The sequence below is a fragment of the Streptomyces sp. NBC_01092 genome, from assembly GCF_045039535.1.
In the GTDB taxonomy this organism is placed as follows: domain Bacteria; phylum Actinomycetota; class Actinomycetes; order Streptomycetales; family Streptomycetaceae; genus Streptomyces.
The window spans coordinates 4,672,963-4,697,325 of record NZ_CP108659.1 but is presented as its reverse complement, the minus strand read 5'-3'; the positions used below and the strand labels follow the sequence as shown (position 1 = coordinate 4,697,325).

Below are 24,363 nucleotides of genomic sequence, written 5' to 3'. Positions count from 1 at the left end.
GCGTGACCGACGCCGCCACCATGGCGGGCCTGGATGCGGCCACCCTCTCCGATGTGCTGAGGGTGGCCGCATCGGCCGACTTCGACCGCTGGCAAGAACAGATCAAGCGCACTGGCGGATGCTCCGACCCGATCCGGCTGATCGGCGGCACGAAGACGATCGACCCCGCCACGAAGACCGTGCTGTACGCGTACTCCACGGACACTGAGCCGGGCGGCATGCTCCGGGTGGCCTGCGGCAATCGCCGTGCATCGCGCTGCCCGGCCTGCGCCTGGACCTATGCCGGCGACACCTACCACCTCATCCGCGCCGGACTCACCGGCGACCCGAACAAGGGCACCCCCGAGACCGTTCGGGATCATCCCCGCGTCTTCGCCACCCTCACCGCCCCCTCGTTCGGCCCGGTCCACAACCGCCCCGGCAAGAGGCCCTGCCGCTGCGGGACCCTGCATGCCGAGGACTCGCCCGAACTCGGTACCCCGCTCGATGCTGCCTCGTACGACTACCGCGGCGCGGTGCTGTGGAACAACCACGCCTCCGAGCTGTGGCGCTACTTCACGATCTACCTCCGCCGCGAGATCGCCAAGCGGGCTGGCCTCACCCAGAGGGCCGCTCGCGAGCAGTCCCGGGTGTCCTTCGGTAAAGTCGCGGAGTACCAGAAGCGCGGGGCCGTGCACTTCCACGCCGTGATCCGCTTCGACGGACCCGAAGGACCCGACTCCCCGCCCCCGGCATGGGCCACCCTCGAACTGCTCACCGACTCGATCCATGCCGCTGCCAATCGGGTCGCGGTCGACGTGCCCCATGCCGGGGATGAGCCGGCCCGCACGCTGCTCTGGGGCACCCAGCTCGACGTGCAGCCGATCGGCGCCTTCGGTCACGACGAGGAGATCACCGAGCAGGCAGTGGCTTCCTACGTGGCCAAGTACGCGACCAAGGCGGCCGAGACCACCGGCACCGTGGATCGCCGCATCGGCAACAAAGAGGCTCTGGTTCTGCTTGACGTGCCCGACCACCCCGCCCGTCTGATCGCGGCCTGTCTCGACCTGCACGCGCTCTACCCGGACCGGAAGTTGCGGGACTGGGCTCACATGCTCGGCTTCCGCGGCCACTTCTCCACCAAGTCCCGCCGCTACTCCACCACCCTCGGCGCCCTGCGCCAGGTCCGCGCCGACTACCGCGCTTCCCAGCAGCGCGAAGCCCTCGGCCTGCCCGACCCCGACGACGTGGAGGCAACCACGCTGACCCTCGCCCACTGGGCCTACGCCGGCCATGGCCACACCTCCGGCGAATCCTGGTTCGCCGCCAACATCCGCCGGGACATCGAACGCAACCGCGAGACCGCCCGCGAAGCCCTGGCCGACATGCCGGATTACGAGATGGAAGGGGAGTGGTGATGGCTGATCAACTTCTGGACGTCAAGCAGGTCGCCACTCGCCTTGGCACGGGCGTCCGCTTCCCTCGTCGGCTGATCGAGGAACGTCGCATCGCCTACGTCAAGGTCGGTCGCAACGTCCGGATCTCGGAGCGCGTGCTGGACGAGTACATCGCCGCGAACACCGTGCAGCCGGTCACCGTTCGGCCTGGCGTCCTCAGGAGGGTTGCCTAGTGGCGAACAACCAGGGCAGGCGGCGCCGCTTCGGCTCGGTCCGAAGGCTCAACTCTGGCCGCTGGCAAGCTCGTTACCGTGATCCGAGCACGGGTCAGCTCCGCAGTGCAGAGGAGACGTACGCCACCAAGACCGATGCCGAGGTCGCACTGACCCACATTGAGGCGGACATCACTCGGGGACAGTGGAGCGACCCCGACGCGGGTAAGGTCCACTTCGGCGAGTACGCCACGGCGTGGCTCAAGGACCGGAAGCTTGCCGCCCGTTCACACGAGCGCCATGAGTCGGTGATTCGGCTGCACCTGCTACCTACCTTCGGTGAGCGGCCGTTGTCCTCGATCACGACAGCTCAGGTCCGGGCCTGGCGTACGGCGTGCCTCGCGCGGACCGGTGAGCCGACCGTGGTCAAGGCGTACCAGATCATGAGGGCGATCCTGAACACGGCTGTTGATGACGAGCTGATCCGCCGCAACCCGTGCCGGATCAAGGGCGCCGACCGCTACGACGTACCCGAGCGTCCTACCCTCACGGTGGCCGAGGTGTTCGCCGTGGCCGATGCGATTGCGCCGCGCTACCGGCTGCTCGTCCTCCTGGCCGCGTTCACCGGACTGCGCTTCGGGGAGCTGGCCTCGCTCCGCCGGCGGGACGTCGACACGGAGAACGCTGCGCTCATTGTCCGGCGATCACAGGCTGAGATGCAGACAGGCGCGCTCTTCGACAAGGCGCCCAAGTCCGATGCAGGGGTTCGGCCGGTGGCCTTCCCGACCGAACTCCTGCCGGATGTGAAGCAGCATCTCGACGGCTTCGCAGGGGCCGGCCGGGACGGTCATGTCTTCCTTGGTCCCCAGGGCGGTCGGCTGCGGCGGAGCAACTTCCGGGACGACTGGATCAATGCGCGCACCAAGGCGAAGGTCACGGTAGACGTGCATTTCCACGACCTTCGGCACACGGGAAACACCCTCGCCGCGTCCGGTGCGAGCCTGCGTGAGCTGATGACCAGGATGGGCCACAGCACGCCCCGCGCGGCCCTGATCTATCAGCACGTGGTCAGCGGACGTGACCGTGAGATCGCCGATCGGCTCGGCTCGATGATCCGCAAGGAACGGGGCGATGTGGACTCTTAGTGGACTTTGTGGCACGGGCGTGGCACGGCCGTGATCACGGCAAAGGGCCAGTTCGAGAGGATCAAGCCTCTGAACTGGCCCTTAGTCGTGTGCCCCCGGCAGGATTCGAACCTGCGACACCCGCTTTAGGAGAGCGGTGCTCTATCCCCTGAGCTACGAAGGCGGGGATCTGTCGGAAAACGTGTCTGAAGCTATTGCCCAGATGGTGCGGGCGTCAGACGTGCTCCCGGCAGGGTTGCGACGGCATGGCTGCCGTGCAGCTGTGCCACCGCCCACAGTGTAGCGGCTGGGGCGTTGGTCTTGTTGGCTGCCGGGTGGCAGGGCAGATCGGGCAGACAGCCCCGGTGTGCGAGCCTAGGGCCGGGCATCGACCGCGAGGATGACGGGGGTCAAGCCGCGAGGTCGTAGTGCCTGTGCGCCAGGCCACGGGTGATGGAGTTGTTGACCCAGGCGTAGCCGATGTGGATCAGCAGGCCGGCGTTGGCGCCGTAGGCAGGGACGCGCTTGTGCGGGTAGCACTGGTCGAAGCGGGAGTGGTTCGACTCGCTGTCCTGGCGGAATCCCTTGAGCCGGCGACCGGCGGGTGTGTCGGGTGGAATCTGCCTCAGATGTTCGGCCCTGTTGAAACGCTGCCTTTTGGTAGAGGGGTTTCATCTACGCGAATGCGGAATTTGTGGTCACCATGGGAGCAGGGGATTACGAGGCGGTGGTAGAAGCGGCTCGTCTTCTGCTTGCGGCGTTCCAGTTCTTCGACGAGAAGAGGCATGTAATAGGTATCGCCGTCCACCGTGAAGCGGCGCTCACAGACCCGCCCTTCAACAGCGTACAAGTCATGGCTGCATTTGCGCTTTCCGCCTTTCTCATAACGCTCCAGAGGGTGTGGTTCGAGGCCTCCGTGTTGGGGGGGGACGACGATTCCGTCCGCGATAAGTGGTGCCCGGTGGGCGCCGCGGAGGGCAGTGTCGTAGGTGAATGCGCGGATTCCGGGCGCCTTGCTCATGAGGAGGTGAATGAGCCGGACAACGGCTGTCCCTTCATCTTCGCGTTCGGGGTCGCGCCAGTCCGGAACCCGCGCCAGCTTCGCCCTGGTGAGATGCTCATGCAACGACGAGACCACTGAGGAAGTACGCCTAAGCAACCTGCGCAGCGGCCGGAGCAAGAGCTGCGGCTGCCTGTGGAGGGAGCAGGCGACCACCCACGGCCAGTACGCATCACGGCTCTATGGAATCTGGACTGACATGCGTTTTCGCTGTTCCAGCCCCAATATTCGCAGCGCCCACCGCCACGTGGGCCGCGGAATCACCGTCTGTGAAGATTGGCAAGACTTCACGGCCTTCCGCACCTGGGCCCTTGCCAACGGTTACGCCGACGGCAAGAAGATCGACCGCAAGGACAATAACCGCGGCTACAGCCCAGAAAACTGCCGCTGGGTAACCAAGCTTGAGAACCTGGCCAACCGCTACAAGTACCTCTCCGACGAACTCGAGGAGTGGCTGCGCGCCGAATCCGACCGGCGAGACTGCTCACCGTACGAAGTAATCAAGCAGGCCCTGGAGCGGTACCTCGGCGTGTCCCGAACCGGCAGCCCGCAATCACGCGCGGAGTCGCAGAGCACTGAACCGTGAAGCTGCGGAGAGATACGCTCCTTCACCGTCGTCGACGTCGGTGGCCGACCCGGCTTGCCCCTGCGATCGCTGTAGTCCCACCTGCGTGCGACAAGCCGTCGGTGCCAACCGGGCAACGTCCCTGGCGTCACGGGAAGCACCTGCGCCCAGCGCCATCTGGGTATCAGCGAGGACAGCGCTGCGAACCAGAGCCGGTCCGCCTGCTCGTACCGCACCGGGCCCGCAAGTTGCCTACGCAGCACTGCATTCTCGTGCCGGAGCACGAGCAATTCAGTGTCCTTGGCCGCCTGCCGGCGCAGCAGCACCGCCGGGACCGACAACAGCTTCCGCGTCACCCGATACACCAGCGAGACGATCATCTCGGCATGGTCCCAGTACCCCAGCAGTTCCCGACAGACCCCCTATGAGCTGCAGCGGCGCATTTCTGAACGGCACACGCTTCACTCCGTCAGCGTGCCCGCTCCACGCGGCGCTCGTCCCACACCGGCTCCGGCGTCTCGCGTACCCGGCCGTCGCTGCCGAACACCAGGAAGCGGTCGAAAGACCGTGCAAACCAGCGGTCGTGGGTGACCGCCAGGACCGTCCCCTCGTACGCCTCCAGCCCCTCCTGCAGGGCCTCCGCCGACTCCAAGTCCAGGTTGTCGGTCGGCTCGTCCAGCAGCAGGGCGGTGGTTCCCTGCAGTTCCAGCAGCAGGATCTGAAAGCGCGCCTGCTGCCCGCCGGAGAGCCGGTCGAAAGCCTGGTCACCCTGCCGGTCCAATTCGTAGCGGCGGAGCGCCGACATGGCCGCGCCCCGGTCCTGGGCGTGCTCGGTCCACAGGATGTCCACCAGGGTGCGCCCCATCAGTTCGGGATGCGCATGTGTCTGGGCGAAATGACCCGGTACCACCCGTGCGCCCAGTGTCGCCGCGCCCGTGTGCGCCACGCCCTCCCCGGCCAGCAGCCGCAGGAAGTGCGACTTGCCCGACCCGTTGGAGCCGAGCACCGCCACCCGCTCGCCGTAGAAGATCTCCAGAGAAAAAGGCTTCATCAGTCCAGTCAGCTCCAACTGCGCACAGGTGACGGCCCGCACCCCGGTGCGCCCGCCGTGCAGACGCATCCGGATCTCCTGCTTGCGCGGTGGCTCCGGCGGCGGACCGGCCTCCTCGAACTTGCGCAGCCGGGTCCGCGCCGCCTGGTAACGAGAAGCCATGTCGTCGCTGCGCGCGGCGTACTGCTGCAGGTCGCGCACCAACTTTTTGAGTTGGGCGTGCTTCTCGTCCCAGCGGCGGCGCAGCTCCTGAAACCGGGCGAACCGCTCCTGCCGCGCCTCGTGGAAGGTGCCGAAACCGCTGCCGTGCACCCAGACGTCGGAGCCGGCCGGGCTCGGCTCCACCGCGATGATCCGCTCGGCGGCGCGCGCCAGCAGCTCCCGGTCGTGCGAGACGAACAGCACGGTCTTGCCGGTCTCACCGAGCCGGTGCTCCAGCCACCGTTTGCCCGGTACGTCCAGGTAGTTGTCGGGCTCGTCCAGCAGGAGCACCTCATCGGGACCGCGCAGCAGCGCCTCCAGGACGAGCCGCTTCTGCTCACCGCCCGAGAGCGTGCGAATCTGACGCCACTGCGCCTTCTCGTACGGCACGCCGAGCGCGGCCATGGTGCACATGTCCCACAGGGTCTCCGCCTCGTAGCCGCGTACCTCCGCCCAGTCGGCCAGGGCCTGGGCGTACTTCATCTGAGCGGCCTCGTCGTCCACCGTCACGAGCAGGTGTTCGGCCGCGTCCACGGCCTGCGCGGCTCGCCGGATGCCCGGCGGCGCCACTGACACCAGCAGGTCGCGGACCGTGCTCTCGTCCCGCACCGAACCGACGAACTGCCGCATCACCCCGACACCGCCGCTCGACGTGACCGTGCCGCCGTGCGGCTTCAGCTCGCCGGACAGCAGCCGCAGCAGGGTCGTCTTGCCGGCGCCGTTCGCGCCGACCAGGGCCGCCACCGCTCCCTCGCCCACCCGGAACGACACGTCGCCGAGCAGTGTCCGCCCGTCGGGCAGGTAGTACTCGAGGTGAGAGGCCTCCAGATGTCCCATCTTTACCTGTGTCCTTGTCTGCTGTACGGATACGGCGTGGGTGAGGCGCGCTGCGGTGTGACCTCCGTGCCCGGCACGAGCAGCACGCGCCCGCCGAGCACGCCGGGCAGCCGCAGTAGTTTCTCGAGCGGGGTGACCGCCACGACCCGTCCGGCGCCGGGCGGAGGCAGCAACAGGTCGCCCACCCAGCGGCGTCGGGTGTAGCGCAGCTCGGGGACGCGGCCCAGGTAGGTGTCGAGGATCGCGCTATGGATGTCGAAGCTGTACGACAACTCGTGGTTGGTGGGGATCTCGCAGCCGGCGAGCCGGGCGCCGATCTCGCTCATGTCAGTGCGGCGAAGGCCTGCGAGATCTCCCGCAGCGGCTGCTGCGGATTGCAGAAGTACCGGGGCGGTGACGACTGCCGCGCCGCCCAGTCCCGGTACGAGGCCCAGCGTTCGAAGCGGAGCAGGGTGACGCAGAGTCCGGCCGGCCGATGACGTAGTCAGTGGAACTGCCCGGACGTCCGTCGACCAGCAGCAGGGAGGGACGGGGATCGGTCATGCGCCATCCTTGGGTGGGCGGAGCGCGGTGGAGTCGTACAGCTCCGGGTCCGCTGGATCGGGGTGGGTAGAGCCGGGGGTGCCGGCCGGGGCCGTGAACCGGTGGCGTACGGCGAAGGCGACGGCGGCGGCCGCGAGCAGGGCGGCGACCGCGGCGACGAAGGCCGCCCAGGTGCCGTAGGCGCCGACGAGGAGACCGCCGAGCTGAGCGCCGACGGCGGTGCCGACGACGTTCACGGTGATGACCCAGGTGAAGGCCTCGGTGATGGCGCCTGACGGGGCCGTGCGCGCGACGAGTTCGTACTCCACGGCCGTCACCGGGGCGATGACCACGCCCCCCAGGGCGAGGGCCACGGCCATCGACCAGTTGTCCCAGGCGAGCAGGGGCAGTGCGGTGAACGCGGACAGGATGAGCAGGCCGATGACGAAGGTGCGTTCGGCGGGCCAGTCCCGGGTACGGCTGCCGTACCAGAGCCCGCCGACGAGCCCTCCGACGCCCCAGGCACCGAAGATCAGGCCGATGCTGTCCGCGGAGCCGTGTTCCTCGGCAAAGGCGGGCAGGACCAGGTTGAACACGCCCATGGACACGGCCGCGCAGACCAGGATGGCCAGCAGCCGGACCAGGCCCGGCGAGCGCAGCGCGCCCAGCAGGTCGCTCTCGGACTCCTCGGCGCGCCAGTTGCGCGAGGCTTGCGTGGTGGCGAAACCGATGGCCCCCACGCCCGCCAGAAGCCCGCCGACGACCAGGGCCGTGGCCGGGGTCCCCCAGAACAGTACGGCGCTGAGCAGCAGCGGTCCGCCGATGACGAAGACCTCGCTGAGCACCGCTTCCAGGGAGAATGCCGCCTCCCGGCCGCTGGGCAGCGCGCTCCACAGCGACCGGACACAGCCGCTGACCGGTGGGATCGTGGCGCCCGCGACGCTCGCGCACACCAGCTGCGGGATGCGGGCGTCGGGCGCCGTGCACACCAGGCCGATCAGTGCCAGCGGGTGGACGACACCGGTCAGGAGGAGCAGGGGAGTCTGGCCGAGCACGTCGACGCGGCGGGCGACGACCGGCGCAAGCACCGCACCGCCCAGCGTGTAGCAGGCCAGCAGCAGGCCCGCTGAGCCGTAGCCCGTGCCGCGCGAGGTGGCGAACACTACGAGGGCGAGCGTGACCAGGTACAGCGGGAACCGGCCGACGGTGCTCCACAGCAGTGGGGCGCGCATGGCCTTGTCGCTCAGGACGGTGAGGAACCGGTTCCCGGCGGGCGGGGTCTTGGAGCCGGTTTCGGTGGACGGGTCTTCGGTCCGGCTGTCGGATGCGGCGTGGGTCATCGTCTTCTCTCGGTTCTCGTGGGGACGGTCCACGAGGAGGGATGGTCCGCCGGGCAGGGAGGTGCCGTTCAGAGCGCGGCAACGACGGCGGCGATCTCCTTGGCCAGCAGGATCTGTTCCGCCTCGTCGAGTTCCGGGGTGAGCGGTACGCACAGGGTGCGGCTCAGCCCGTCGCGCGTTGCGGCGAAACCGTCCCGGCTCAACGGCGCGTAACGGTCGTCGCCGTCGGCCAGGTTCCACGGGAACCCATCCGCGTACAGCGAGGCGCGGCCCGCCACCACCGGGTGCTCGGGCAAAAGGTATTTGTCCAGGCTCCAGCAGGGCAGCCCCCGTTCCTCCAGCCGCTCGATGGCCCGGTCTCGCAGCTGTCGCGACTCCAGCAGAAGCCGCACGCTGGTCTTGACGTCACCGGGGCGCTTGGGGATCACTGTGACGTCCGAGCGCTCGCCGAGCGCCTCCAGCGTCAGGGCGTAGTGCCGCTCCAGAGAGGAGAGGATCTCGTCCAGCCGCCGGAACTGCTGGAGCTGTACGGCGGCCACGGCCTCGTTGGCACACAAGTTCTCGCCGTAGAACGCGCCGGGGTTCCAGCCCGGGTACTTGCCCTGCTCGCGGGCCGAGCCATGGTCGGTGTAGGAGCGCAAGACGTCCCAATGGGCGGGGTCGCGGACCACGACCAGGCCGCCCTCGCCGGAGGTGAGGATCTTGGCGTGGTGAAAGCTGAACGTGCCCGCATAGCCGACGGTGCCGGCGTGCCGCCCGTCCGTGTGGCGTCCGCCCATGGCCTGCGCGCTGTCCTCGATCAGGTACGGCACCCGCTCGGGCAGGTCGACGACGGTGCCCTCCATGTGCGCCACCACCACTCGCTCCGCGTCCGCGGGCAGCAGCGAGGCGTCCAGGCCGAACCGTTCATCGACGTCGACGAGAACCGGAACCAGTCCGCAGGACAGCACGGCACCGGCCACCGCGACGAACGTGACCGCCGGTATGTACACGGGGTCGCCGACCCGCGGTCGGGTGCCCATCAGCGCCACACGCAGGGCCTGTGTGCCGTTCGGCACGGTCAGCGCCCGCCCCGCGCCGAGCCGCTCGGCCGCGTACGCCTCGAGCAGGTCGGCGTTGCTCGGCGCAGGGGCGCTGTAGCGGAAGAGGACCTTGTTGTCGAGGGACCGCTGCAGTTCGGGGGTGTCCCCCAGGGAGAGGTAGTTGGCGCCGTAGGGGAAGGGACGCAGCATCAGCAGGCTTCCGTTCGAGGTGGGGGACAGGGGCTGCGGGGAGAGGTCGCGTCAGAACGGGGCGAGCAGGAGCTGCCGGACCTGACGGGCGACGCGCTGGGCGCCGCGCCGGTCGTCGCCGGCGTGCTCCAGTGCCCGGGAGATGCAGTTCCAGAGCGGGTCGGCACCTCGGACGGCACGGTCGGCCGCGGTGTCCGGTGCGGCCGCATCGAGCACCTCGATGCCAGCTGCTTCCGTGATCCCGGCCAGCCGACTGGCCTGGTCCGCGTCCAGTGCCGGGAGCAGCAGCAGCGGGACCCGAGCGGCGTGCGCCTGGTTGACGGCAGTCAGCAGGGGCGAGGAGACCAGCAGCGACGCCTCGGCCAGCAGCCGCTCCGTGACGGCCTCCTCGACCCCTACGACGGGCAGCGCGCCGGTGTCCTCTCCGGCCGCGGCCAGCAGGGCGGACCGCGCGGGCACCGGCGCGTCCAGGACCACACCGAGCAGCGGTTTCCCGTCGTACCGTGCCGCTTCCGCGGCGGCGCGCAGGGCCGCGCCCGCCCGGGCGACGGCCGCGTGGTCGGCGGGGTGCAGATCCGGTGTGGACAGCTGGACGACCGCGCCGCGCGCCGCACGCGCCCGGGCGGCCCGGGGCGGGGCGATCGTGCCGACCGTGTGCACGCCCTTGGCGCGCTGCCCGCCCAGCCAGCCGGGCCGGTGCAGGCAGCGGACGGCCGACGGCGGCCAGATGCCGCCGGGCGGGGGGCCACCGGAGGCGACGAATACAACTGGCACGCCGGAGGCGCTCAGGCGCGCGGCGAGAACATCGTCGTCGCACACCACGGCGGCGCCGGGGGCGGGGCCTGCGTCCGGCTCACCGGTCAGCTCGATTTCGGTGAGGTGGGCGCTGACATGGCGCAGCGCGGCCTGGGACTCCAGCGCGGGTCGGGCGGCGACGAGCACGCGCAGCCGCGGCGGGGCGGGATGCGGGGCGGTGGTGGGTGAGGACATGGTGGCTCCGGGCGCGGTCGGTTCCAGACGCGGGCGTGAGAGGGGAAGGCGGGGCCGTCAGTAGTTCCAGGCCGGTACGGCGCCCATGCGGGCGAGGTCGTCGCTGTAGCCGGCGGCGGTCGTGGAGCAGCCGCCGCACATCGTCGGACCCTGCTGCTTGAAGAGATCCGCGTGGGTGCGGAAGACCGGGCTGTCGAGCATGACCTTGCCGTCGTCGGTGCGCAGCGGCGCGCCGCCGGGGCCCTCGTCCCCCTCCTTGTGCGGAAGGCAACTGCACGAGAACATCCGGCCGTTCTTGCCGTCCAGGTAGATCACGTCGTCGGTGACCAGACACAGCGGCTCCGAGGCGCGCGGCGGCAGGGACTCCTCGAAGAAGGCCTTCTGCTCCTCGGGTGTGTCGCCGTAGAAGCGCTTGCCGAGCGGTACGAGCGTGGTGGTCGGGTCGGCGGTGTAGATGGGCTCACAGGCGGCGGTGACCTCCTCCGCCGACGGATAGCGGATCTCACGGTCCAGCTTGATCGCGGACAGCTCCCACTGCTGGACGCCGAGGTCGGTCAGCACCCGCTGCAGCTCGGGCATCTGCGCGAAGTTGTGCGGTCCCACGACGGAGTTGACGCGCGGGATGATCCCCAACTCCTTTGCTCGGCGCAGCCCTTCCAGACCGTTGTCGAACATGCCGGGAGAGCGGCGGTAGACGTCGTGGGTGGCAGCGGAGGAGCCGTCCAGGCTGACGATCACCTGGGCCAGCCCGGCGTCGGCGAGCCGGTCGACGAAGCGGGGCAGGAACATGCCATTCGTGATCAGTGACATGCGCATGCCGTGCTCCGTGCCCATGCGCACCAGATCGACGACGTCCCGGTGCATCAGCGGCTCGCCGCCGGTGAAGCGGACGTAACCCACCCCCTTCGCCACCGCCTCCGGCAGCAATTCGGCGAAGTCCTCCGGGCTGAACCGGTAGGTGTCCCGGGACAGGGCGAACTCGCACATGAAGCAGTCGGCGTTGCATGCCTCCAGCACACGGATGAACAGATACCGGTGTCGTTCCTGCATGATCGGTCAGCCTTTCAGGAAGGGAGGTCGGCGGGGCGGTGACTGGTGCCGCGGCGAGCCGCGGTGGCCAGCACGATGTCGGCGACCTGGGCCGCGCCGCCGGTGCCGACCAGCCGGGCCAGGGCCGTCCATTGGCCTTGCTGCCGCTCGACCGCGGCGAGGCAGGCGCCGATGCGCTCGGTCAGGGCCGCGCGGGCCGGCGCGGGGGTGCGGGCGGCGCGCGCGATCCCGCCGTAGATCAGTTCCAGGGCGGCATCTTCGCCGGGCGATCCACTGTCGTCCGCGACGTCACCGGGTGCCGTGACCAGGCGGGCGTCGAGCACCTCCTGGGCGCGGAACACCTCCTCGGGCCACTCGGCGACCGGCGCCTCGGTGGCCTGCGCGTAGAAGGAGGCGTTGAGGATCTGGCTGATGTTCTGCGGGGGCAGGCACACCACGGGCACCCCGCGCGTGCTGGTCTCCAGCAGCGTGGTCAGACCGGGGGAGGTGAGCAGGACGTCGGCCTCAGCGATCTCGGTCAGGAAGCCCTGGTGGCCGAGGGCGCCGCTTCGTACGTCGAGGCCCGCCGGAACGGTGAAGCCGTCGAACACCCCCTCGGGCACGTTGCCGCACAGCGTGACCTGCCGGGTGCCCCACGCGGCGAGAGCGTCAAGCGCCGCCGGCACCGTCAGGGACAGGTAGGCGGAGGGATCGTCCAGCAGCGGTGACAGCAGGCCGCCCAGGCTGACCACCGCGCGGCGTTCGCCGGCCCGCCGCATCTCGCGTCCTGTCCGAACCGGCCCGGGGACGACCACCGACTCGACCCAGCGCAGGTTCTCCACACGGGCCAGCACGGGCCAGGCCGGACCCGGCAGCCCGGGAACCAGCTGCGCGCAGTAGGCGCTGGCTCGCAGCGGCAGGCTGTCCAGATCGTCCTTCGTCCACAGGAACGGCAGGCTGTCGACGAACACGACGGGGCAGCCGGCGTCCTCCAGCGCCACTGCAGCGGCCCGGTCCAGGACGCACACGGCGGCGTCCAGGGACCGCTCGTCCACCAGGGCGCGCAGCGCCCGCGCATCCGTGAGGTCGACGTCGTGCCACTCTTCGACACCGTGGCCGCGCACGATCTCGCGGCCGAGCCGCGAGCCGAGCCCGACGAAGCGCACGCAGTCGCCGAGCTCCGCCCGCAGCGCGTGCACGATCGCACCGAGCTTTCCGGCGCTGCCCCAGCCGAACTCGACACCGCACAGGGCGACGGTCACGGCGGTGGGCGGCCGGCCGGGCCCGGCGGCCGCGGGGAGTGTCCGCAGTGCGGTCGTCATGCCGGCACCACCGTTTCCGCAGCGGCCGGCTCCGTCGCGGGTGTGTCGGGGCGGTCCGTCGCGTGCCGGTGGTAGGCCAGGGCCGGGTCCAGCTCCGGTGCGCTCCACGGCCCCGGCCGGACGCCGAGACCGGCCGCCCAGTCCAGGGCGGTGCGGACCGCGCCGTCGAGGCACTGCGCGGACCAGCTGCCGTCGAACGGCAGCTGCAGCACCGGGGAGATCTCGCCGAGTGCCGAAATCATCGGGCTGTAGGTGGTGCCGGGGTCGAGCAGCAGGGCGACGGGCTTGCGCAGCGCGGAGGCCCAGCCCAGTTCGAGCGCGACGCCCGTCGAGGGCGGGGTCCCCGGGTAGGCGAGCACCAGGTCGGCGCACTGCATCGCGCGGAAGTCGGAGGGGACGCACTCCTGTGGGGGCAGACCCCACTCGCCCCACCCCTCGTTGTGGTGGGCGTTGAAGACTGCATGCCCGGCGTCGAGAAGTGCCTCACGCAAGGCCGACAGCCGCTGCCGCCACTGCGGACAGACCACGCCATCGGCCGGATCGATGAACTGCACGAACGGCGCGGCGAGAAAGACACGCAGGCCACCGGTGAGGCCGTCGCCGATGCGTAGGCCGGCCGCGGTGTGCGCCGCGGCAGCGGACGTAGGGGGCAGGGGAGTGGTGCCGCTCATGCCTGCTCACCCGACTCGGTCAGCCGGTCATACTTCAGGGCATTACCGCGTGCCAGCTCCACCGGGTAACGCTGCTCGTTGAGGGCGAGCTTCTCGCGGGCGGCCGCGAGCAGGTCGATATCGGCCGAACGGGACAACCGCAGCAGATAGTTGAGGATGTCGGCCAGCTCGTGGGCGAGTTCGCGGCGGAACTCGGGGTCCTCGAAGGGGCGTGCCGCGGCCTCCTCCGGGGTGAGCCACTGCAGAAGCGCCAGCAGTTCCCCGCTCTCGCCGCCGAGGGCCATCGCCAGGTTCTTGGGGTTCTGGAAGGCGTCCCAGCCGCGTGCGGCTACGAAGGAGTGCAGTTCGACGGCGTACTGGTCCAGGTCACTCATGTGCGTCTCCGGTGCGGTGTGGCGCTGCGGGCAGGATCAGGCCCCATTGAACGATGCAGGTGTCGGGGTGGTACGCGGCCGGCATCAGGCCCTCCAGGAACCAGCCGCGGCTCTGCATGAGCGCGGTGATGGCGGGATCCGGCGGCTGGTGGGTGTAGAGCTTGCGACCGAGCCCGCGGTGCAAGTCGGGCAGCTGGTCCAGGAGCCGGGCGAGGACGGCTGGATGGTCCGCGCACAGCGGCATCAGCTTGACGGACAGGCCCTTCTTCAGGCCGGCGGCGGCCACTCCGCGCACGGTGTTCGTTTCGTCCACCGCCACGTGGATGATCTTGAACTTCTGGTTGAGATCACCGTGGTTGCGCCGGTTGTGCCCGGCAATCAGCGCGTCCACCCAGTCCGCGTTCACACCCCGGTACGCGGGCTGCATCGCGCGCAGCACGAGCTCACGCAGCCCGGGCGCGTCCTGTGGCCGGAACAGGCGGATGCGGGCGCCGCTCACGGCGCCGCTGTGGTCGTCCCCGGCGGGCTCCGTGCGCAGGGTCAGGTCCTTGTAGAGCATGTGCTCGGTGCTGTCCGACTTGTACTGGCCGGGCGCGCCGCCCGCCGGCACGAAGCCATGCCAGAGGAAGAAGTCGATCGCGGCGGTGTTGGCGGCGGCGACCGTGCAGTAGAGCTGCCGGGCGCCGGCCTCGCGGGCGAAGTCCTCCGCCGCGCGCAACAGCGTGGTGCCGAGTCTGGAGCGGCTGCGGTGCTCCGGCACGAGGATCAGCGGACTGATCTTCACCGTGCCCTGGCGCTTGACCACCAGGTGCAGCACACCCAGCCGCTCGGCGTCGGGTGTGTCGTCCGAACACAGCATGAAGGTGCGCTGGGAGTGGGAGAAGTGGCCGAACGGGTCGCGTCCGGAGGCGAGGTGCGCATCGAGGACGCGATCGGCGTGCGCGGCGTGGTCACCGTCGTAGAACGGGCTGAGCGTGCTGGTGAAGAGGGACCTGAGGAAGTCTCGGTCGTCCTCGTCGGCCGCGCGGATGCGCGGGGAACCGGTCTGGGGCGGCTCAGTCGTGGGCAGGGGCGTGTGTGTCAGGGCTGTCACCGTGTGATCACCTTGGTCTGGGCGCTGGGCTGCTGTCGCTGGTCACACCAGGTGCCGTCCGGCCGAAAGGTCCCGCATGGCGCGGGACTTGAGCATGTACCGGGTGGGCGGGGGTCTTCTTCAGCCAGTGGTCGGTGCCATGGGACTCCGCATCGTGGGTCGCCTCCGCCGCGGGACCACACGCCCTGTCGTCACCGCGCGCCCGCTGCGGCGGGCGCCGAGACATCCGGGACAGGGCCTCGGCATCACCGCGGCTCTCTCGTTCGTGACAGGACGCTAGGCGCGGCCGGACAAGTTTGTCAATAACTCATTGAGGCTTGTCAAACTTTGGCAAGTGATCTAGCTTCAAGCTGACCGTGCGGCCGCCGCCGGCTTCCGGGGACTGACCGTTCCGGGCCGGTCCGACCGCGCACCTGCCCGGTGGGCCTACAGGCGCCACCACACCCAACTTCCAGGGGGAAGACTCATGGAGAACGCCCGTCGTCGCGCCACCACCGCCGTTCTGTCGGCCGCCGCCCTTGTACTCGGGGTGGCTGCCGTCGACGCCGGCGCCGGGGGCCGTACGGTCCAGGCCGCGGACGTGAGGATCGACTGGCCGCTGCACGGCGCGCACGACGTCCGCGCGCAGTCCGCCGCGGCCGCCGTGGCGGACCGCATCGACTGGCCGTAACCTGCGGGGCGCCCGGTTGCGGCGAGGGTTTGCGCCCTGTGCGGTACGGGTCGCGGCGACCGGCCTTGACCTGTAGGGCATCTGCAGTGACGGGCTGACCTGCGCGGAGCGTCCAGTGCGGCGGGCTGTGGCCTGCGTGGTGGGCGGCTGGGGTTACTGCTCGTGACCCGACGGCGGGCGCTGGACATCCGTGGCCGGCCCCCGCTCGCCGCGACGGGACCGCTCTGCGTTCCGGCCTGGAACCGGCGGGCCGCCGTGCGGCGTCCCACGCCGGGCGGAAGCGGTGTCCGGGCGGGGCTGGCGAAGTCCGCAGTCCCGGTGCCCGGCCCGGTTTGCCGGGTCGCTGTCACCTCACCGGTCAGGGTTGCCAAGAGTTGACAACCCTGTGTCCCGCACTGAAGATGGTCCCGTTCACGGGGACCCACAGGCTGAGGGATGGCTAAGTGCTCGAACAACCCGAGTTCGGACAGCTATTGAAGACCCTCCGGCAGCAGCGGGGCCTGTCCCAGGCCGAGGTTGCCGAGGGGGGCATGTCCACCGCGTATCTGTCACGCCTGGAGTCCGGGGCCCGGCGCCCGACCGCCAAGGTGCTCGACCACCTCACCCGGCGACTGGGGGTGCCCGCGTCCGTCTTCCAGGGCACCCACACCTCGCTGCTGGGTCAGGCCCTCGCCTCCGCCAGTTCCTCGGACGACACCGACGACGCCATACGGCTGCTCGGCGAGGCCGTCCAGGCGGAGAGCGGCGAGGATCTCTCCCTGCGCTGGCTGTCCCTGTGGAAGCTGGCCCAGCTGCACGCCAAGCAAGGCAAGCGCCAGGGCGAACTCGCCGCGGCACGCGAACTCACTGAACTCAGCGACCGCCTGGAGGTGTCCACCCTGCAGGTGCGCTCCCGCACTCTCCTCGCCCGCTGCTTGCGTGCCATCGGTGACATCGACGAGGCCCGCGCCGTCGCCCAGGCCGCCCTCATTACCGCCGACAACGGGGCCGTCCCAGCGGCAGACACCATCCGCGCCCAACTGGTGCTCGTCTCGGTCGAGGCGGAGTCGGGCCTGATCACGGAGGCGCGCCGGCTCGCCGACCAGCTGCTGGAACCGATCGACGCCCTGCCCCCCGTGCTGCGTGCCGAGGCCCTGTGGTCGGCCGCCAACGTACGCATCCGCCAGGGTGACTACCCGGGTGCCGTCGAGCTGTTGCAGCGGGCCCTGACCGAACTGCCCAGCCACGTCGACCTGGTGCTGCGGCTGCGGCTGGCCGCCTCTTCCCTGTACCTGCAAATGACCCCGCGCCGGGTGACCGAGGCCCAACAGTGGCTGGCCGAGGCCGAACGCGCCTTGGGTCTCTTCGGAGGCCCGCTGCACCGCCAGGAGCTTCTCGTCATCAAGGCCCATCTCGCCTTCTACCAACGGGACTTGGTGCTGGCTAAGATGCTGTGCGAACAGCTCACAGACGCCCTGCCGCAGCTGACCTTCCGCGACCGGATCCGGCTTGAGGTCCTCGCCCACCAAATCCGCATCCTCGAGGGCGACCGCGAAGCCGGCGTCCGCCGTATCGAGGAACTCGCCCAGGAGGCCCAGAACGCCTCCAACGTCCACCTGGCCTCTGAGATCTGGCGCACGCTGGCCGAGACTCTGGCCTGGGCCTCGGAGAGGCAGGCCGCCGCAGCCTCCGGGAGCCCTCAAACCTCCACGAAGGAGTCACCCCCTGATGCAGTCCGCGCTCCACGCTGACGCCGACGGGACGGCGGTCCCGGCCTCCTCCCCCTTCCTGGCGGTGGACGACCCGGCCACGTACACCGCGGCCGTCGAGCAGTTCCTCACCGACCCCTCGCCCGCGACCGTCCCGGTGTGGACCGGTGGCCGCCCGGACCTCGTCGCCTCCGTCGGGCGCGCGGCCACGGTGTACGCGGGTGTGCGCCGCCCGGCCCCCCACGCACGCGGCGTCCTGCTGAGCCCCGGCTCCCTGCCCGCCGGGCTCGCGGCACTGATCGCACCGCTGGCCGAGGAGTGGCTCGACGAGAAGGAACTCCCAGCCGCGCTCTTCGATGAACCCGGCGCGCGACGCCGAGCGCCGGACGAAGGGGAGGGTCCTGGCGAAGGCACCATCACGGACGGGCCTCGGTCCACGGGTGTGGCGGAGAGCCGTCTGGATGTCGGCCCGGCGGACGGGCCTGGCGTCGGGGGCACGGCGAAGGACGGCGACACCCTCCAGGTGAGCCGGGACGGGGGTACTTCGGGCGCAGTCGGACCCGCCCCCGCGGGTTCCCTGGTGATCGTCGGCCTGTACGAGCACTTCACCCTCGACCCGCTGTGGGCCGCCCTGCTGGCTGCCGCCCACCGCGCCGACGTGTCGATCACCTTCCTCACCGGCCGTGACGCTGCGTCCCTCGCCTGGTTCACCGCCAAGCAGTACGCCCGCATCGCCGCGGACGTCCAGCAGCTGGGCCTGTACACCTCCACCGACCGCCCCCTGGCCCCGGCGGGCATCCACCTGCGCGACGAACGCGACGTGGAGAGCGAGGACATCAAGACCGAGATCCTCGGCGCCCGCTGGAGGCGCATCTTCTTCCAGGGCCACGGCAAGGACGACTCGCTCAACCTCGCCGACTTCACCGTGTGCGGCCTGAACGAGACCGCCCCGCGTGCCCCAGGGCTTCTCGGTCCGGCCTGCGCCTACGGCCCCACCTGCTACAAGCCCATGGACAAGCTGATCCAGCTGCGCGAGGTCCGCGCCGCCGAGATCGTCCTGAGCTCGTGCAACAACGCTCCCTTCGCCGACGCGGCCATCTACGACCCGAAGTACCAGCTGATGCTCAACGCGATCGACGGCACCGCCAAGGACGTTGTCGCCGCGGTCACCGTCCATGACTCCGACCGCGTGGAGAACCGGGTCTGGATGGACGCCGCCCTCTCCGGAGCTCCCTCCGCCCCGAGCCTGAATGCCGGCATCTCCACCGCCCAGTCCTTCCCCGCTTATCTCCACTTCGGCATGGCCGCCGACGACGCGGGCCCCATACCCGAGCCGCCGTCCGTGGACCCCGAGCCGCTGCTCCTCACCACCTCAGCCCGCCTCACCGCCTACCTCGCCGGCGGGCTGCTGCCCCCCAACAACCCGCTGCGTCCCCGGCTGGGCAAGCTCGCCGCCAAGGTCGAGGGACTGGTCACCCGCCGCTCACTGGCGGTCCGTGACCAGACTGGCACGATGCGCAGCCTCCTGGACGATCTGCAGTCCCTGGACCAGGCCATAGCCGCACGGATCGCCGAGGACCCGGAGAACGAGCTCAGCGACTACCCGGCCCACTTCGGCGACCGCAGTCGCCTCGACACGTCCTCCGCGGCGCAGGTGCTGTGCCACTGCGGTCGGCCCGCCGAGCGGTACACCCGCAGGGCCCTGGTGCCCACCGCGCTCGACACCGAGTGCGTCATGTGCCCGCGCTGCGGGGACGTCTCCTTGCGCCTGCCCGGCGCGCCAACGGTGCTGATCTACGCCGACGACGAGGCGCCCCAGGGCGGCACCCTCCGGGTACGGCTGGTGGTTCGCGGCGCCCGCACCGGCCCGCTGCGCCTCGGCGTTTACGTTCCGCGCTACCTGCGCGCCGACTGCGCGGTGGAGCCGGCCCTGCGCAGGATCCGCGTCGCGCCCGATGAGGACCGTGAGGCCGAGTTCATTTTGAGTCTGTCCGCCGACACCTCGCCCCAGGCCTACTACCTGACCGCGTACGCCGTGCAGGACCTCGCCGTGACGATGGCCCGCCGCCACTTCGGCGTCCTGCCGAGCTGATCCCCGAGCCGTCCCGGACGTGCGTGCCCCCGTCTTCGCGGGACGGCCCTTGTCTTCTCGCCATGCTGTCGCCGTGAACCTCAGTGATTTTGCAAGCGACCTTCCCCTCGTCGCGTGGAGGTGTGACTGAAGGGGAAGTTGAGGGCATGGCGGGGGCGGCGGTCGTATGACGCACCCTTCCGTGAGGGTGCGGTACGGCTCGTGATGAAGACCGGAAACCCGACGGCGGAGGTCGCGCGGGACCTGGGGGTGCACGAGGGCACGCTCGCCTTCCTCACCGAGCAGCGGCCGGCCCCCGGGCCAGACACCCCCAGCAAGATCCACCTCGACCTAACGGAGTCCTACCAGTGCCTTGGCCAAGAGGCGCCAGATGTCGGCGGCGAGATCCAAGCTGCCCTCGTCACGGGCGCTCGACGCCACTCGCTCGAGAGTCTCTGTACCTTCTGTGATCTTTCCTTCACTGATGAGGAGCAGGCCGTCGAGCGCCGCCAATCGCGCTTTATCACGGTATGTAAGCAACAGCGTGAGGTCGTGCAGGGCTTGGTAGCCCGCCCTGGCGTCGGCCAACCGGCCTTCGTGGTAGGCCAGGTAGGCAAAGAGAAGCTCCATCTCCTGGCGGTACAGGGGGCTTCCGGTGATCTCGACCGCGTTGGAGACCTCAATAAGCCGGCGGTGCGCCATCTCGGTGTCAGGTGGAGACAGTTGCAGAAACAGGGAGGCGGTCGCGAGCCTGGCGCGGAGCCAGAGATTCGGATCGTGGTGAGTGGTGAGCAACTGCAGCACTTCTTCCAGGTGCCGCTCCGCGGTCGCGTAGTCGCCTAGCCGCACCCGGACGGTTGCCGACGCCCACAGTGCCTCGACCCGCAGGTCGGGCCTGTCATTCGGGACGAGCTTGCGCAATTCGTCCGCGTAGGACAGGGCAGTAGTGAGCTGCCCGTCCTCGGCCTCGATGGAGATCATCGTAATCAGAGCACCGGCGATCTCGGGCGCATCCAGCGGCGTTCCGCGAGCGATCTCCAAGGCCCCTGTTGCGATCTCCCTTGCCCGACGCATCGCTCCTGTCGCCCGGAGGGAGCGGCCCAGCCGGGACCGGGCTCGGGACCTCAGGTCATCGAGCCCCAGGTCATCACTGAGTGAGACGAGGCGTTCCAGATAGTCCTGTTCCTCTTCTCGGCATCCAGTCCGTCCTGACACATCAGCCAGTAGCCAAAGAGCCTGGGCGCGAAGTAGCGGGTCCTCCTCGGGGTCGAGGGCCCCCTGGTCCGCCAATGCCTCCACTGCCGCGTCCGACCCCGCAGAGGTCGCGGAAATGAGTGCCCGTGCAAGCGAACTGACTTCACTGGGCTCTCCTGAGAGCTCCTCCACAGTGATGTTCAGTCGCTGGGCGATGTGGGCGACCACCTGCGCGGTGGGCGGCCTGGCGCCGGATTCCAGGCGGGAGAGATAACCCGGCGACATGCCTTCACCGGCAAGGGCTGCCTGCGACAGGTGTCGCTCGGTTCTCAGTTGCTTGAGGCGGCGCCCGAAGTCGGGCTGCTTCAGAGATTCCACGTTCCACTCGTCAGATCGATTCACGTACTTGCAGGGCGGCTGTGTCAGATCACTCAGAACTCGCCCCATCATTGCCAGCTTTGGCAAGATGTTGGTAATTTCTGGCACCACAGTCGTGCTAAGGGGTCTGTGCCTACTACTTTAGGACACACAGTGATGAAGCTTCGTAAGCTCGCCACAGTGACCCTCCTTGCCGGGGGCGATCTGCACTTCGCCACCTGAGCCGAGGCTTCGTCTCGGGAGCGTCTGGCCACGGAGTCCGTAGCGCCGTCGCACAAGGGCGACCGCTACCCGGTGGAGATCATCTCCCACTGCGTGTGGCTGTGACTTCCGCTTCCCGCTCTCCTGTCGCGAGGTCGAGGAGCTGACGCCCGAGCGCGGCATCGAGGTCTCCTGCGAGACCGTCCGCCGCTGGTGCGCCAAGTTCGGCCAGGAGTACGCGAGCCGGCTGCGCCGGCGCAGCCCGTGGCCCGGGGACGGATGGCACCTGGACGAGGTCTTCGTCACGATCAACGGTAAGTTGCCCTCCAGGCAAATCGTAGGCAAGAGAAGTTGTCAAGAGTTGACATCGTTTTGGCAACTGCAGCAACATCGTCTCAGTGCCGAGGATCTCCCAGCTATGCGGCCGGGGCTCCTTTCGGCTGAAGCGCAACTGTGGCAGGGCTCGACCGCTGCCGCTGGACCACAGGAGATACGGAGGAGGGTCTCGATTGTCAGCCCTTCATGCACACGTGGAGCACCGGACGATGGCAGACGCTGATCGGCGTGGCGCACCACCCCTGGACGGCCCGGGGCAGCCGGTCCCCAGGGCCCTCGCCGACCACCTGGCGAAGTACGCTTTGCTCACACCCGACGCGCCGGCCATCCAGCATGGCGATGCCGTGCTGACCTACGCCGAGCTCGACGAACAGGCGACGCAGCTCGCGATCCGTTTGCGAGACCTGGGCGTCGCGCACCGAGCGCGGGTCGCGGTGGAGATCCCGCGCTCGATCGACCACTTCGTGGCGCTCCTGGCAATCTTCCGGGCCGGCGGGATCCATGTCCCGATCGATCCGGACCAGCCGGCCGAGCGCAGGCAGTCGATCGTTGAAGCCGCACAGGTCCACGTTCTCATTGGTCGAGGCCTGAGCATTGAACGTCTGTCGGCATTCGCGGCGGCGGCGCCTGATACGCGTGATCTCGCCTACATCATCCACACTTCGGGCTCAACCGGTACGCCCAAAGGCGTGATGGTCAGCCACGAGGCGTTCCTCCACCACCTGACGAGGGTCCGGGACGTCTACGGGTGCAGCTCCGGCGATCGGATCCTGATGCTGGCAGGCCCGGTCTTCGACGTGTCACTCGAGCAGGTCGGCCTCGCGGTCCTCAGCGGGGCCACGCTTGTCCTGCCCGACGCCGATTTCTGGATGCCGCAGGAGATCCCCGACAAGATCGCGGAGCTGGGCATCACGGTGGTTGACATCTCTCCGGCCTACCTCCGCGAGACGCTCGCCCATGTCGAACGCCGCGATCCCCGGCTGCGCACCCTGCGGCTGCTGAACATCGGCAATGACGTCATCCGCTATGGGGACCTCCAAGAGTGGTTCGCCAAGGACGTTCCGGCGGATGTCATCTGCTGCTACGGGCCCACTGAGGGCACGATCACCGCCACGGTGTACCCGGTCACTCCGGCGATGGCTGAGGGGAAGAACCCGTCAGTGTCGGTCCCGATCGGGTCGCCGCTCCCCGGAACCCGTGTCTATGTCCTGGACGAACAGCTGCACCCCGTCGAGGACGGTGCTGTCGGGGAACTGTTCATTTCCGGGCCGCGAGTCGCCGCCGGCTATCTGAACCGCGCCGAGGAGACCGCCGACCGCTTCCTGCACGACCCGTTCGCGAGTGACTCCGGTACACGCATGTATCGGACTGGGGACATGGTCCGCAGGCGGTCAGATGGCGTTCTTGAGTTTCACGGCAGACGGGACGGCCAGGTCAAGATCCGTGGTTTCCGGGTCGAGCTCGGCGAGGTAGAGCACGCTCTGCGTACTCATCCCAGCGTCCGCGCAGCTCACGCTCAGGCCGAAAAGGACCGCGACGAGGTCGCGATCACGGCTTACGTCGTGGGAGAGGTGAATGTGCGGGAGCTCGCCGAGGACCTCCGGAAGCGGCTCCCGGACCACATGGTCCCGGCGAAGTGGGCAACGCTCGACGCGCTGCCGTTCACGCCTGGGGGCAAGGTCGACCGGGCGGCGCTGCCCGCTGCCGGGCGTATCGTCACCGACCCGAAAGGGGCCCGGTCCTTCTCTCGCACCGAAGCCGAGCTCTCGGACATCTGGGAGTCGCTGCTGGGCACTGCCCCGGCCACTGGGAGAGATGATTTCTTCGATCTTGGTGGCGATTCGCTGAAGATCGCACGTCTCAGTGCGCGAATCGGCGCGGTGTTCGGAGTCCGGGTTGCGCTGCGTCAACTCATGGAGCACAGCCGTCTGTCGGATCTCACGGAGCTTGTGGAGGACCTGGTACGGCGCGACTCTGCCCGTCCCGCCGCCAAGGAGACCTTCAAGACGCGTTCCGCAGCGTTCGACGTGACGGTCTCGGTCAGCGATCCAAAATTTCTCGGGACGCCGATTGGTCACCGTCGCACCTGGATGCTGGAACGTTCTCTCAGTGAATTCCAGTCGGATCTGGAGCATCTGGACCGGCTCGTCGCGTCGCAGACACGCGGCGTCGACCGACCTGTCATCAATGGGTCCTGGGATCGGAGCGGAGCTCGATACACGCCCTCGCAGCTGGTCATCGAGGGCCAGGAGGTCATGCAGGACTGGGAGCGCCCGCTGATGCGGGCGATGGCGGCCCACGTCACCGAGAGCCGAGGGCACGTGCTGGAGGTGGGCTTCGGCATGGGAATCTCGGCCACCTTCATCCAGGAGTTCGGAGCAGCTTCCTACACGGTCATCGAGCCGAACGAAGACGTCATCGTCGCGTTCGAACGATGGCGCGAAGGCTACCCGGACCGCGACATCCGGCTGGTTCGCGGGTTCTGGGACGAGGCGATCGACCAGCTCGGACAGTTCGACGCGATCTTCTTCGACACCTATCCGACCAACGAGCGCGAGTATCGCGACACGGTCGTGCACAGCACCAACTACGCGGAGAACTTCTTCGAGGCGGCCGCCGCTCATCTTCGGACCGGAGGCGTCTTCTCCTACTACACCAACGAGATCGACACCGTCGGACGCTCCCACCAGCGCAGCTTGCTCAAGCATTTCTCCTCGTTCTCGGTGGAGGTGGTGCGCGATCTCGCGCCGCCGAGTGACTGCACCTACTGGTGGGCCGACTCGATGGTCGCCGTCAAAGCCGTTAAATGAGAGAGGCGGATACACG

Annotated in this window: 20 protein-coding genes, 1 tRNA gene and 2 pseudogenes; 11 read left to right on the top strand and 12 right to left on the bottom strand. The window is 69.2% G+C overall.

The genetic code is table 11. The annotated features are described in order from the left end of the window. Nucleotides 1-2 precede the first annotated feature (2 nt). From repSA to OG254_RS21030, 3 genes are read left to right on the top strand one after another with little or no spacing between them, the layout of a single operon-like run. Nucleotides 3-1,397 carry a replication initiator protein RepSA gene (repSA, locus tag OG254_RS21040; protein ID WP_405583903.1) on the top strand — a complete coding sequence of 465 codons (1,395 nt, stop codon included), beginning with the start codon at nt 3-5 and terminating at the stop codon, nt 1,395-1,397. Continuing rightward, nucleotides 1,397-1,609: an excisionase family DNA-binding protein gene (locus OG254_RS21035; RefSeq protein WP_405583901.1), complete on the top strand. Its 213-nt coding sequence runs from the start codon at nt 1,397-1,399 to the stop codon at nt 1,607-1,609. The genes repSA and OG254_RS21035 overlap by 1 nt, the downstream gene beginning before the upstream one ends. Next, nucleotides 1,609-2,733 carry a tyrosine-type recombinase/integrase gene (locus OG254_RS21030; RefSeq protein WP_405583899.1) on the top strand — a complete coding sequence of 375 codons (1,125 nt, stop codon included), beginning with the start codon at nt 1,609-1,611 and terminating at the stop codon, nt 2,731-2,733. Before OG254_RS21035 ends, OG254_RS21030 begins: the two co-directional genes overlap by 1 nt. A 90-nt stretch (nt 2,734-2,823) precedes the next feature. Here the strand turns inward: OG254_RS21030 and OG254_RS21025 are convergent. Continuing rightward, nucleotides 2,824-2,896 (bottom strand) — tRNA-Arg (locus OG254_RS21025). 510 nt (nt 2,897-3,406) lie between these two features. On the opposite strand from OG254_RS21025, the gene OG254_RS21020 reads away from it, so the two are divergent. Both OG254_RS21020 and OG254_RS21015 read left to right on the top strand, forming a co-directional pair. Beyond that, nucleotides 3,407-3,853, top strand: a complete 447-nt coding sequence (locus OG254_RS21020; protein WP_405583897.1) for a hypothetical protein — start codon at nt 3,407-3,409, stop codon at nt 3,851-3,853. Nucleotides 3,854-3,971: 118 nt separating this feature from the next. Further along, nucleotides 3,972-4,358 carry a hypothetical protein gene (locus OG254_RS21015; RefSeq protein WP_405583894.1) on the top strand — a complete coding sequence of 129 codons (387 nt, stop codon included), beginning with the start codon at nt 3,972-3,974 and terminating at the stop codon, nt 4,356-4,358. Between the two features lie 448 nt (nt 4,359-4,806). Here the strand turns inward: OG254_RS21015 and OG254_RS21010 are convergent, their stop codons facing one another. From OG254_RS21010 to OG254_RS20965, 10 genes are all read right to left on the bottom strand, one after another. Further along, nucleotides 4,807-6,426: an ABC-F family ATP-binding cassette domain-containing protein gene (locus OG254_RS21010; protein WP_405583891.1), complete on the bottom strand. Its 1,620-nt coding sequence runs from the start codon at nt 6,424-6,426 to the stop codon at nt 4,807-4,809. A gap of 2 nt (nt 6,427-6,428) precedes the next feature. After that, on the bottom strand, nt 6,429-6,752 hold the full coding sequence (locus OG254_RS21005; protein WP_405583889.1) for a hypothetical protein: 324 nt from the start codon (nt 6,750-6,752) through the stop codon (nt 6,429-6,431). A gap of 213 nt (nt 6,753-6,965) precedes the next feature. Next, entirely contained in the window at nt 6,966-8,321 is a 1,356-nt protein-coding gene (locus OG254_RS21000; protein WP_405583887.1) for an MFS transporter, read from the bottom strand. A gap of 35 nt (nt 8,322-8,356) precedes the next feature. Continuing rightward, nucleotides 8,357-9,520 (bottom strand): DegT/DnrJ/EryC1/StrS family aminotransferase, encoded by a 1,164-nt coding sequence (locus tag OG254_RS20995; protein ID WP_405583885.1) that lies wholly within the window; start codon nt 9,518-9,520, stop codon nt 8,357-8,359. 51 nt (nt 9,521-9,571) lie between these two features. Continuing rightward, nucleotides 9,572-10,510, bottom strand: coding sequence for a CGA synthase-related protein (gene blsF / locus OG254_RS20990; RefSeq protein ID WP_405583883.1), 939 nt, complete (start codon nt 10,508-10,510; stop codon nt 9,572-9,574). 57 nt (nt 10,511-10,567) lie between these two features. Then, a complete protein-coding gene (gene blsE / locus OG254_RS20985) occupies nt 10,568-11,560 on the bottom strand; it encodes a cytosylglucuronate decarboxylase (RefSeq protein ID WP_405583881.1) in 993 nt (330 codons plus the stop codon). Between the two features lie 14 nt (nt 11,561-11,574). Next, nucleotides 11,575-12,861: a hydroxymethylcytosylglucuronate/cytosylglucuronate synthase gene (locus tag OG254_RS20980; protein ID WP_405583879.1), complete on the bottom strand. Its 1,287-nt coding sequence runs from the start codon at nt 12,859-12,861 to the stop codon at nt 11,575-11,577. Next, entirely contained in the window at nt 12,858-13,532 is a 675-nt protein-coding gene (locus OG254_RS20975; protein ID WP_405583877.1) for a hypothetical protein, read from the bottom strand. The genes OG254_RS20980 and OG254_RS20975 overlap by 4 nt, the downstream gene beginning before the upstream one ends. After that, nucleotides 13,529-13,906, bottom strand: coding sequence for a nucleotide pyrophosphohydrolase (locus OG254_RS20970; RefSeq protein WP_405583875.1), 378 nt, complete (start codon nt 13,904-13,906; stop codon nt 13,529-13,531). Before OG254_RS20970 ends, OG254_RS20975 begins: the two co-directional genes overlap by 4 nt. Further along, nucleotides 13,899-14,999 carry a GNAT family N-acetyltransferase gene (locus tag OG254_RS20965; RefSeq protein WP_405583873.1) on the bottom strand — a complete coding sequence of 367 codons (1,101 nt, stop codon included), beginning with the start codon at nt 14,997-14,999 and terminating at the stop codon, nt 13,899-13,901. Before OG254_RS20965 ends, OG254_RS20970 begins: the two co-directional genes overlap by 8 nt. Nucleotides 15,000-15,465: 466 nt before the next feature. Here OG254_RS20965 and OG254_RS20960 point away from each other — a divergent pair, with 466 nt between their 5' ends. From OG254_RS20960 to OG254_RS20945, 4 genes and pseudogenes are all read left to right on the top strand, one after another. Then, nucleotides 15,466-15,669: a hypothetical protein gene (locus OG254_RS20960; protein WP_405583871.1), complete on the top strand. Its 204-nt coding sequence runs from the start codon at nt 15,466-15,468 to the stop codon at nt 15,667-15,669. A gap of 443 nt (nt 15,670-16,112) precedes the next feature. Further along, entirely contained in the window at nt 16,113-17,399 is a 1,287-nt protein-coding gene (locus OG254_RS20955) for a helix-turn-helix domain-containing protein (RefSeq protein WP_405583869.1), read from the top strand. Beyond that, nucleotides 17,377-19,449 carry a hypothetical protein gene (locus tag OG254_RS20950; protein WP_405583867.1) on the top strand — a complete coding sequence of 691 codons (2,073 nt, stop codon included), beginning with the start codon at nt 17,377-17,379 and terminating at the stop codon, nt 19,447-19,449. Before OG254_RS20955 ends, OG254_RS20950 begins: the two co-directional genes overlap by 23 nt. A 138-nt stretch (nt 19,450-19,587) precedes the next feature. Further along, nucleotides 19,588-19,707: pseudogene (locus OG254_RS20945) on the top strand (transposase); the annotation flags it as partial. Between the two features lie 72 nt (nt 19,708-19,779). On the opposite strand, the gene OG254_RS20940 reads toward OG254_RS20945, so the two are convergent. Further along, the gene (locus OG254_RS20940; RefSeq protein ID WP_405583865.1) at nt 19,780-21,000 is read right to left on the bottom strand and encodes a helix-turn-helix domain-containing protein; all 1,221 of its coding nucleotides are present in this window, start codon (nt 20,998-21,000) and stop codon (nt 19,780-19,782) included. Between the two features lie 246 nt (nt 21,001-21,246). Here OG254_RS20940 and OG254_RS20935 point away from each other — a divergent pair. Both OG254_RS20935 and OG254_RS20930 read left to right on the top strand, forming a co-directional pair. Continuing rightward, nucleotides 21,247-21,520, top strand: a pseudogene (locus OG254_RS20935) (IS6 family transposase); the annotation flags it as partial. 226 nt (nt 21,521-21,746) lie between these two features. Next, nucleotides 21,747-24,347, top strand: coding sequence for an amino acid adenylation domain-containing protein (locus OG254_RS20930; RefSeq protein ID WP_405583863.1), 2,601 nt, complete (start codon nt 21,747-21,749; stop codon nt 24,345-24,347). Nucleotides 24,348-24,363 lie beyond the last annotated feature (16 nt).

What these genes read in the sequence shown, in the direction of transcription:
- OG254_RS21035 (WP_405583901.1), top strand. Translation starts at nt 1,397, where the DNA reads ATGGCTGATCAACTTCTGGACGTCAAGCAGGTCGCCACTCGCCTTGGC.
- OG254_RS20995 (WP_405583885.1), bottom strand. Translation starts at nt 9,520, where the DNA reads ATGCTGCGTCCCTTCCCCTACGGCGCCAACTACCTCTCCCTGGGGGAC.
- OG254_RS20950 (WP_405583867.1), top strand. Translation starts at nt 17,377, where the DNA reads ATGCAGTCCGCGCTCCACGCTGACGCCGACGGGACGGCGGTCCCGGCC.
- OG254_RS20980 (WP_405583879.1), bottom strand. Translation starts at nt 12,861, where the DNA reads ATGACGACCGCACTGCGGACACTCCCCGCGGCCGCCGGGCCCGGCCGG.
- OG254_RS21005 (WP_405583889.1), bottom strand. Translation starts at nt 6,752, where the DNA reads ATGAGCGAGATCGGCGCCCGGCTCGCCGGCTGCGAGATCCCCACCAAC.
- OG254_RS21010 (WP_405583891.1), bottom strand. Translation starts at nt 6,426, where the DNA reads ATGGGACATCTGGAGGCCTCTCACCTCGAGTACTACCTGCCCGACGGG.
- OG254_RS20960 (WP_405583871.1), top strand. Translation starts at nt 15,466, where the DNA reads ATGGAGAACGCCCGTCGTCGCGCCACCACCGCCGTTCTGTCGGCCGCC.
- OG254_RS20930 (WP_405583863.1), top strand. Translation starts at nt 21,747, where the DNA reads ATGGCAGACGCTGATCGGCGTGGCGCACCACCCCTGGACGGCCCGGGG.
- blsF (WP_405583883.1), bottom strand. Translation starts at nt 10,510, where the DNA reads ATGTCCTCACCCACCACCGCCCCGCATCCCGCCCCGCCGCGGCTGCGC.
- OG254_RS20975 (WP_405583877.1), bottom strand. Translation starts at nt 13,532, where the DNA reads ATGAGCGGCACCACTCCCCTGCCCCCTACGTCCGCTGCCGCGGCGCAC.
- OG254_RS21015 (WP_405583894.1), top strand. Translation starts at nt 3,972, where the DNA reads ATGCGTTTTCGCTGTTCCAGCCCCAATATTCGCAGCGCCCACCGCCAC.
- OG254_RS20970 (WP_405583875.1), bottom strand. Translation starts at nt 13,906, where the DNA reads ATGAGTGACCTGGACCAGTACGCCGTCGAACTGCACTCCTTCGTAGCC.
- blsE (WP_405583881.1), bottom strand. Translation starts at nt 11,560, where the DNA reads ATGCAGGAACGACACCGGTATCTGTTCATCCGTGTGCTGGAGGCATGC.